10 protein-coding genes are annotated in these 7,610 nt (G+C 39.4%); 7 read left to right on the top strand and 3 right to left on the bottom strand.

Features of this window, described 5'->3' with window-relative positions:
* Positions 1–35: 35 nt before the first annotated feature.
* Genes AC5JMK_RS10550 through AC5JMK_RS10540 form a run of 3 tightly spaced genes read left to right on the top strand, consistent with a single transcriptional unit; the run spans position 36 to position 1,555 of the window.
* Complete coding sequence (locus AC5JMK_RS10550; protein ID WP_495910028.1) at positions 36–590, top strand: serine hydrolase; 555 nt, start codon at positions 36–38, stop codon at positions 588–590.
* An 11-nt stretch (positions 591–601) separates the two neighbouring features.
* The gene (locus AC5JMK_RS10545; protein WP_495910027.1) at positions 602–871 is read left to right on the top strand and encodes a hypothetical protein; all 270 of its coding nucleotides are present in this window, start codon (positions 602–604) and stop codon (positions 869–871) included.
* A 45-nt stretch (positions 872–916) separates the two neighbouring features.
* Complete coding sequence (locus tag AC5JMK_RS10540) at positions 917–1,555, top strand: lysophospholipid acyltransferase family protein (protein ID WP_096676501.1); 639 nt, start codon at positions 917–919, stop codon at positions 1,553–1,555.
* Between the two features lie 38 nt (positions 1,556–1,593).
* Here the strand turns inward: AC5JMK_RS10540 and AC5JMK_RS10535 are convergent, their stop codons facing one another.
* Positions 1,594–1,872 (bottom strand): LapA family protein, encoded by a 279-nt coding sequence (locus AC5JMK_RS10535; RefSeq protein WP_096676500.1) that lies wholly within the window; start codon positions 1,870–1,872, stop codon positions 1,594–1,596.
* A 685-nt stretch (positions 1,873–2,557) separates the two neighbouring features.
* On the opposite strand from AC5JMK_RS10535, the gene AC5JMK_RS10530 reads away from it, so the two are divergent.
* Complete coding sequence (locus AC5JMK_RS10530) at positions 2,558–3,385, top strand: PD-(D/E)XK nuclease family protein (protein ID WP_096676499.1); 828 nt, start codon at positions 2,558–2,560, stop codon at positions 3,383–3,385.
* Between the two features lie 46 nt (positions 3,386–3,431).
* Here AC5JMK_RS10530 and AC5JMK_RS10525 read toward each other — a convergent pair whose 3' ends face one another.
* Complete coding sequence (locus AC5JMK_RS10525) at positions 3,432–3,929, bottom strand: hypothetical protein (protein WP_096676498.1); 498 nt, start codon at positions 3,927–3,929, stop codon at positions 3,432–3,434.
* Positions 3,930–4,157: 228 nt separating this feature from the next.
* On the opposite strand from AC5JMK_RS10525, the gene AC5JMK_RS10520 reads away from it, so the two are divergent.
* From AC5JMK_RS10520 to AC5JMK_RS10510, 3 genes are all read left to right on the top strand, one after another.
* A complete protein-coding gene (locus AC5JMK_RS10520) occupies positions 4,158–5,063 on the top strand; it encodes a beta-1,6-N-acetylglucosaminyltransferase (RefSeq protein WP_096676497.1) in 906 nt (301 codons plus the stop codon).
* Between the two features lie 174 nt (positions 5,064–5,237).
* The gene (locus AC5JMK_RS10515; RefSeq protein ID WP_096676496.1) at positions 5,238–6,017 is read left to right on the top strand and encodes an MBL fold metallo-hydrolase; all 780 of its coding nucleotides are present in this window, start codon (positions 5,238–5,240) and stop codon (positions 6,015–6,017) included.
* A gap of 3 nt (positions 6,018–6,020) precedes the next feature.
* Complete coding sequence (locus tag AC5JMK_RS10510; protein WP_096676495.1) at positions 6,021–6,656, top strand: transaldolase family protein; 636 nt, start codon at positions 6,021–6,023, stop codon at positions 6,654–6,656.
* A gap of 445 nt (positions 6,657–7,101) precedes the next feature.
* Here AC5JMK_RS10510 and AC5JMK_RS10505 read toward each other — a convergent pair whose 3' ends face one another.
* The gene (locus AC5JMK_RS10505) at positions 7,102–7,335 is read right to left on the bottom strand and encodes a hypothetical protein (RefSeq protein WP_096676494.1); all 234 of its coding nucleotides are present in this window, start codon (positions 7,333–7,335) and stop codon (positions 7,102–7,104) included.
* Between the last annotated feature and the right edge of the window lie 275 nt (positions 7,336–7,610).

Genomic DNA, 7,610 nt, shown 5'->3' with positions numbered 1-7,610 from the left:
TTCCATGTCCTCTCTTAAGTTTTTTTGTATGATTTATTTTTTGGAAGTCCCTAAGTCTAACTCAACTATTGAAATATATGGTGTCCGAAAGCGATGGCACAGCTTGTGATGTGCTGTTAAAACTTGTTGGCGGGCCGGAAGTTGTCACGAAGTATTTGCGTAAACTTGGTGTAAATGGCGTCATCGTGGTTAGTACAGAAAAAGAGATAGGACAAGACAAATCAGTCCAGTATCGCAACTGGGCAACACCTGAAGCAATGGTCGTTTTGTTACGTGCATTAGACGAGGGGCGAGGGCTTTCAAAATCTAGCCAAGCGTTGTTACTGCGCTTGATGACAGAGACATCCACAGGTTTACGACGTATCAAAGGAATGTTGCCTGATGGGACGGTTGTAGCACATAAGACTGGCACATCAGGCACTGTTAACAGAGTGACGGCTGCAACAAATGATGTGGGACTCGTGACGTTACCAAATAGCCAGCATTTGGCTATAGCGATTTTTGTTTCAGATTCTACGGCTGACGATGCTGCACGCGAAGAAGTTATAGCAAAGGTGGCGCGGACTGCATGGGATAAATGGAGTCAGTAAAACGTATTGACATGAAAAAACGATTAGACCGAAATCGTCCCATGACAACTATTACAATCCGAATTCCTGAAGATGTAGTAGAGGATCTAAAACGAGTCGCTCCATTACTTGGTTTTTCTGGTTATCAACCTTTAATTCGTGCTTACATCGGTCAGGGGCTGCGAGCAGATTTAGAGCGTTTGGATGGAGATACTGTTTGTGCATTAGTTGCGAGTCTCAAGCGTCGTGGCGTCAGTGATGAGATAATTCATGAAGCATTGAGCGAAGTTGTACAAAAGTAGTGGCGATCGCTTATCCTTAATTTTGTCTGATTTCAATTATCTTCTGTGGGCAAAAACCGGGAACCTTTAGCTAGTCTATTACTCTACCAAGCCTTTAAGTGGTCTGTTGTTAGCCCCGTGCTAAATGTTTACTTTCGAGGCAAAATTTATGGTGCAGAAAATGTCCCTTTGAGCGGGCCTTTGGTGGTAGTAAGCAATCATGCCAGTAATTATGATCCGCCAATTATTTCCAACTGTGTGCGCCGTCCTGTGGCGTATATGGCCAAAGAAGAACTATTTAAAGTCCCAGTCTTAAAACAAGCCATTGAATTATATGGTGCTTATCCGGTTAGCCGGGGTACAAGCGATCGCACTGCTATTCGTGCAGCCCTCAAATATCTTGATGAGGGATGGGCTGTAGGTGTCTTTTTACAAGGTACTCGCACTCCTGACGGACGCATTACAGATCCGAAACGAGGCGCTGCTTTAATAGCCGCTAAAGCACAAGTACCATTGTTACCTGTTTGTTTGTGGGGAACACAGGCTATTGAAGAAAAAGGTGTCGTTATCCCTCGTGCAGTTCCCGTGACAATAAGAATTGGTGAAGTGATACCCGCACCCACTTCCACTGATAGAGAAGAATTAGAAGTATTAACACAAAAATGTGCTATGGCTATTAATTCATTACACGAAAAAGGACGCTAGTCTCACTGATAACTGATAACTGATAACTGAATTAAAAATTAAAAATCTTCTTCATCTACAAAAAATTCTGCATCATCTTGTGCAGTAGAATGACTTTGCTCAGAACCAGTCAGTCTCCACAATGGTTGTAGCAAACCCATACTGATCATGCCTACAGCTGCACACAAAGCTAGTAACAAGCCTACTGGAAGTTGAATTGATTGAAAGCTGAGAAATTTTAAAGATACTGGCGTGGCGTTTTGTACTGAGAGAAGGGCAACAGCCATTATCCAAAAAACTAGAATCATTATTGTCAGTAGAGTAGCAAGAGTTTTCATGATGATTGATAACAAGCTGCCATAGCCACAACTTTCTCCACCTATTTTAGGTTTTGAGGTTTTGAGAAGTGGTAATTATTTTTTATATGTAGATATTTTTATCTCTAAACGAGAATTTATCTAACTATTTGTAAAGTATAGGTCAAGATTAGTGTTGCAAATCTTCATCTACACAACCACTAGAAGTAGACCAAAAGTACAATATACTGCATCGTACTTTACTTTTAACCAAGGCTTTTAACCAGGTATTCCCAATATTTTCCCCGTTCTGTTAGATGTGGAGCTACTAGGATTTAGTCTAGTTTAGGGTCAAAGATGAAAAGGTGGATACTGAGTAGCTAGCAAAAATGTTGGTAAACAAAGCCTCCGATACAGCCTAGATCTTTGCCACAATAGTAATTAGTAATTTCTAGAGTGGCAATAACAACAAAATCAAGGATATATTTAATCCCATACTCAGATGCTGGGTTTTAGCTGTTAGTAGTAAATATCAATGCTCTAAACTGAATTTCAGTAAGTAGCATTGTCACTTATTACGATCGCATAATACCGTTCAGCAATTTTTACAGTCCAAACAAAATCTGCCATAACTTAAATGGCAGTTTGATTAGCTACTTGGCTACTAAATGAGTGAAGCCTGTGTAGCTGATGTTATGCCCCGTCTTTGTCTCACAGTTGCTAAGTAATGTCAACTCCAGAGCGACCTTTTGCCAGTTATCATCTTTGGTCTTTAGTTGCCCCCGCTTCTGGGCAACAACGTTGGCACTGTCAAATGAGACGAGGATATATTAAAGCGCGCCAACATGAACCTCAAGTTAAAGCACTCTTAACAAAAGTTACACCACCCCAACGTATAGGCTTATTAGCACAAAAAGGTGTTTACGAATTTCATCATCACAGATACTTATTAAATCAATCAGACGGCGTAGAAAAAGTTGCCGAACTACTGAGACTAAGCAATTCACCTGATGAAGTGCAACAGCGTGTGCTGCAAATTTTGAAGAAATACCACAATGAGCCATTGCTTTCAGGTAAACGTATAGTCTTGTTAACCCGTGGCGATGAAGGATTTCCCAAACCAATTTTAATCGATCAAAAGCATTATTGTTTCCGCTTGTATGCGGCGATGGACTGTATTTTCATCGAATCTTCAGGCAATTTACATATTTTAGATTTTAAAACTGGTAAATCTGCTTTTGACCGTCGTCAGGCATTAGTTTACTTATTGGCAGCTCGTTATCTTTATCCTAGACACAAAGCTATAGCTTCCTTTTATAATTTAGAATTTTCTAAAAAATCGGAATTGATAAGTGTTACCAAAGGCGAATTAGATTTTCTGGAGTTTGAATTGGCTAATATTGCTCAAAAACACCAACAAGATTTGCAAAAATATCAAAGGGGAAGCCAGAAATTTAGCCAAATATTTCCGCCAAATCCTGGCTATCACTGTCGATTTTGCCCATTTAATTCTATATGTGAATTTTCTGCTTTTAAGGCTTCGCAAACAGTCTAAGAAAATTAAGCTAGCTAGTTACGATATCATTTATAGCTTCCTTTTGTTACTCCTTCACACCCGCAATAACCGCCAACGCATCTGCATACTGCTCTAAATCCCTTCTCAACAATTCCAACTCATCCCGCAATTTCGCTTCCTCAGACCAATTGCGCTCATGCTCTTTCGGACTCAGGTGAGGTGGACGCTGGGCTTCCCATGTTTGTAATATTGGATGCCATTTTGCCAGGACGGGGCGTAAACCATTATTCAACACTGCTATAGCAATTCCCCCGACTGAATCGTGAGATGCACCAACATCAGGCCCAGCTTCTTTGAGAATTTCCCGTGTCGTGCCAAAAAGGCTGTATAAAGAATTTAGAGCCTCACGCATTAATCCTTCGTTAGAATCCAAAGGCTGAACAGCAATACGTGTCACAAGTTCCACATACAGCGACCATGCAGCCCGTCGTTCAGTTGGGTCAACTTCCCATTCAGCCGAACCAATACCAAAGGGAAGGCTCACAGATACTTTTTTCCACTTAGCACCATCGAATTTAGGCATTTTTTTTATTAACTAAAGTTTCTATAATTATCAGTATATTTGGGTTCTTTCACACTTTTGGTGATCTTGGTTGAGACACATAAACCGACTGAAGATGTTGAAAAGGCAAATGTAGAACAAGTTAAATACCCTTATGGGAAGACGCCGCGCGTCTACAGCTACACGAAAATTACACCTGCCTACGCAGGCTACAATAATCTAAAATCTCATGACTGAAGTGGTTTACTGATGAAAATAGCATACATAATATTAGCGCATAAATATCCAAAACAATTATTGCGTCTGATTAACAGACTAAACACAGATGATGTTTCATTTTTTATACATATTGATAAAAAAGCAGATAGTCAGTTTTTTCATCAATTAGTTACTCAACTTCAGGATTTACCGAATGTTTATTTTCTTAAGAGATACGATTCAGCGTGGGGAAGTTTTAATATCGTAAGAGCGACTCTTGAGGGAATAAAATTAATAGCCGAAGCAAGTAATGACTTTGACCATATTGTAAATTTATCAGGACAAGATTATTTAATTAAATCAAATGAACAGATACAATTTTTTTTTGAAGCAAATAAAGGAAAAGAATTTTTAGAGTACTTCCCACTACCTTGCAGTAAATGGAGAGGTGGTGGCTTTAGAAGAGTAGAATATTGGCATATCCGTTGGAAAGATGAATATTTGTGTCTTCCCGAAGAGCGTAAATTTAAATCTCCTCTCAACTCTTTCTTATATTCATTGTTGATTCCAGTTTTATTTAAAAAACGTAAGCTTGACAAATATTTTCCTCTTTATGGAGGATCTCAATTTTGGTGCTTAACAGGAGAATGTGTAAAATGGATTAATGATTTTGTTAAACAGAATCGGAAGTTTGTTAACCGCTTTAATTATACTTTTTGTACAGATGAGATATTTTTTCAAACACTGATTTTAAATTCACCTTTTAAAGACAAAGTAGTTAACGAACACTTGAGATATGTAGAGTGGAGTAATATTAATGACTATCATCCAAAGATTTTAACTAGGAAGGATTTTGAAAAGATTAAACAATCAAAAAAGATTTTTGCTAGGAAGTTTGATATGACTAGAGATGAGGATATATTAAATATGATTGATAAAATAATATTAGACAAATAGTCAAAACCCTAAGTTTCTGAAAGTAGTTCATACAATAGACATCTGGTGAAATTAATTATGCTTTACCCACAATCTTTGTAGAGACCGTAAATTTACGGTCTCTACATTCTTTTTCACCAGATGTCTAATTCATAATAAATATAGCTATGAATTTATTAGAGCCACGTAATTATCATGCTATTAACATATTTAGACAGCAACAGTTGGCTGGTTGAAATCGCAGACAAACGAATACTGATTGATCCTTGGTTGGTAGATAAGTTGAGTTTTGGCAATCAAGATTGGTTTTTCAAAGGTTATCGAACTCAAGATCGTCCGATCCCAGAAAAGATTGACTTAATTTTGCTGTCTCAGGGGCTAGAAGATCATGCTCATCCACCCACACTCAAACAACTTGACCATAATATTCCAGTCGTAGCTTCTCCTAATGCTGCCAAAGTTGTACAGCAGCTAGGTTACACCCAAATAACAGTGCTTGCTCATGGTGAAACCTTTACTTTAGATACAAGTGTAGAAATCAAGGCAGTTCCTGGTTCACCTATCGGCCCCACTTTGGTAGAAAATGGTTACATCCTCAAAGAGTTGCCAAGCAACTTGACTATTTATTATGAACCACACGGATATCATTCTCCGTCGCTAAAAGCAGCAACCCCCATTGATGTTGTCATAACTCCACTCGTTGACTTAACTTTGCCCATATTTGGATCATTTATCAGGGGTGGTAAAAATGCTCTCGAATTAGCCCAATGGTTGCAACCCCAAGTTATGCTACCCACAGCAGCAGGAGGTGATGTGACGTTTGTGGGATTTTTGGCAAATTTCTTGCAAACCAAGGGGAGCATTGAGGAATTTCGGACGTTATTGGCGAAAAATAATCTTTCCACCCAGGTGATAGAACCCAAGTCAGGCGATCGCATTGAATTGCAATTACAAAAAAAGGGCGCAGGAGTGTAATTCATGGCATTATATTTAGACTCGGCGATCGCATCGGAAGCGGAAATTGCCAAGCGCATGGGTTGGGTGAAGGGGATCACCACAAATCCCACACTCTTGGCTCAAAGTGATACCCCACCAGAAGAAACGCTCAAAAAATTAGTCACCTTGACAAATGGCCCACTTTTCTATCAATTAACAGCCTCTAATTTTGATGGGATGGTGCAAGAGGGAAAAAAGGCCTTTGAGATTATTGGTGAACAGACAATACTGAAGATACCAGCCACACCATTAGGATTTGAGGTAGTAGCCCAATTATCACCCCAGATTACCTGTTCAGTGACGGCAATTTATAGTGCTTCTCAAGCAGCAGTAGCAAAAGAGACGGGTGCAAAAATTGCGATCGCTTACGTCAACCGTGCTACTCGTTTGTTGGGCGATGGTATTGCTTTAGTACGAGATATGGCTAGTATCCTTGCTGATAGTAAGGTTGAAATTTTAGCTGCTAGCATCAAATCACCCCAAGAAGCAGCTGCATCTTTACAAGCTGGAGCGCACCATCTGACTTTACCATTGGCAATGTTGCAGGCTATGACAACTCATGAGTTATCACACAAAACAGTAGAAGAGTTTACTCAAAAAGGAATTGGAATAATATAGTTACTGTTGGTAGTTGTTTGTTGTTTGAATTTTCATATTGAGAAACTTAAAGACTAATTAACTTCAGTTAAAAGAGATTTGCGACTAATTTTGAGGATGATAGATTAATAATACAGGACACCAGATAAGGCACAACCAAACTGAATTGGGCAAATGACTTGGTGTCCCCCGTCATGAAGCCCTAGTAAACTGTCAGCATAACATTAATATAATGTGGCATATTTTCCTAACTGAGGAGAAGCCAAATCCCTAAGCGGAAAAACGAGATTATGCTGGGTTTGCTGTTAGTGATGTCCACCTTAACTATCTATTTTTTTAACTCTGAACGATAACATCAACTTGATCACCAAAGAGTTTGCATAACCTGGTCCCCTTTGACCAGGTTTTTGCATTTTAACATTACGCTATTCATCCCCACCCTCAGCCTAGCAGGGTCAGCGCTGTTTCATTCCACAAGATGAAGCAGTTTGTCAATATCATGAGAGATAAATCTTTGGGCAATTGTGATGGAAGTATAACCATTTTGACGAAGTATGTTGAGTACGATGGCTCTGATAATGGAAAGATTTGCAGGAGCGTTGCCCAGACGGATTGTAGAACTATCCTCCTTCAAAACAACATCTTTGACAAGCGTGAAGGCAATTTTCGATACTCCAATGACCGCGAATCCCGAGAGCAAATTCCTTAGCAGTGCAAATCAAACTGCTAATATAACAGTTCAATTGTTCAACCAGAGAAGCATCCATGATTTTTATCCCCTCAACCCCTTGCTATTTTACCTGTTGATCGGGAATGAAACAGCCCTGGGGATTGAGGGGGGTTCATTCGACTTTTGCAAGAGGTCTTAAGAACCGCGATTTAATTGTCAATGGGTTCCCATGTGTTGTGAATGGGTTCTCGTTAATAAGCAACGTTGAAACGTATTCAACAAACGCTTTGATGTTCTCTATGGAT

This window comes from Pelatocladus sp. (assembly GCF_059505505.1).
This window is presented reverse-complemented; position numbering and strand designations above follow the sequence as displayed.

Bases quoted from the DNA above. Each gene is read 5' to 3' on its own strand.
- AC5JMK_RS10545 (WP_495910027.1), top strand. From the start codon at position 602: ATGAAAAAACGATTAGACCGAAATCGTCCCATGACAACTATTACAATC.
- AC5JMK_RS10535 (WP_096676500.1), bottom strand. From the start codon at position 1,872: ATGAAAACTCTTGCTACTCTACTGACAATAATGATTCTAGTTTTTTGG.
- AC5JMK_RS10530 (WP_096676499.1), top strand. From the start codon at position 2,558: ATGTCAACTCCAGAGCGACCTTTTGCCAGTTATCATCTTTGGTCTTTA.
- AC5JMK_RS10525 (WP_096676498.1), bottom strand. From the start codon at position 3,929: ATGCCTAAATTCGATGGTGCTAAGTGGAAAAAAGTATCTGTGAGCCTT.
- AC5JMK_RS10520 (WP_096676497.1), top strand. From the start codon at position 4,158: ATGAAAATAGCATACATAATATTAGCGCATAAATATCCAAAACAATTA.
- AC5JMK_RS10515 (WP_096676496.1), top strand. From the start codon at position 5,238: ATGCTATTAACATATTTAGACAGCAACAGTTGGCTGGTTGAAATCGCA.
- AC5JMK_RS10510 (WP_096676495.1), top strand. From the start codon at position 6,021: ATGGCATTATATTTAGACTCGGCGATCGCATCGGAAGCGGAAATTGCC.